The 821-nt window shown below is 40.9% G+C and carries 1 protein-coding gene; it reads right to left on the bottom strand.

Going from position 1 to position 821, the window contains the following annotated elements; translation table 11 throughout:
• Positions 1-643 (bottom strand): MATE family efflux transporter (locus QVP40_RS00015; protein ID WP_288200016.1); only part of this gene is annotated, 643 nt, incomplete at its 3' end.
• Positions 644-821 lie beyond the last annotated feature (178 nt).

Genomic DNA, 821 nt, shown 5'->3' with positions numbered 1-821 from the left:
AAAGTACCCAGATACAGGAAAGAGCCTGAGAAAGGATCGTTGCAAGTGCAGCGCCTCTTACTCCCATATGGAACCCAAAAATAAATACCGGATCCAGGATAATATTTGTCACTGCTCCAAGAAGTACGGAAAGCATTCCCGTTTTTGCAAATCCCTGAGCAGTGATAAACAGATTCATTCCCAATGTGATCTGTACAAAAACAGTTCCAAAAGCATAGATATTCATATATGCCACTGCATAATCAATGGTATTTTCACTTGCGCCAAAAGCAAGGAGGAGATCCCTGTTCCAGATCAGAAGAACCATCGTAAGGACAGCTGAAATTATGATCTGTGCGGTAAAGCAGTTCCCTAATATTCTTTCAGCAGTATCATTATCCTTTTTTCCCATATAAATGGTAGCTCTGGGCGCACCTCCGTTGCCTACCAGCGCTGCAAAAGCAGATACAATCATGATGATCGGCATACACACTCCCACGCCGGTCAGAGCCAGAGCTCCGTCCCCGGGAATGTGCCCTATATAAATACGGTCTACAATATTATAAAGCATATTGATCAGCTGAGCCGCTACTGTAGGAAGCGCCAGCTTCATCAAAAGCTTTCCAATTGGCTCTGTTCCCAGAAAACTTTTGTTATCGTTCATTTAAAACATCCCTTCTCTTTCATTATTTCTCTGTTTTCTCCCAATATACTGGTGAACAGTATATCTCAATTTATAATTTTTTACAACTGACAGAATTATATATAAAATAGCTAAAAAAAAGAGAAACGCTGTAAATTCAACGTTTCTCCCACTTTTCATCAATGCCGCAGACCGGAAT

Origin of the sequence: Blautia sp. CAG:257 (assembly GCF_000433815.1) — a bacterium.
Lineage (GTDB): Bacteria > Bacillota > Clostridia > Lachnospirales > Lachnospiraceae > Blautia_A > Blautia_A caecimuris.
The sequence above is the reverse complement of the archived record's forward strand: the minus strand, read 5'-3'. Positions and strand labels throughout refer to the sequence as shown.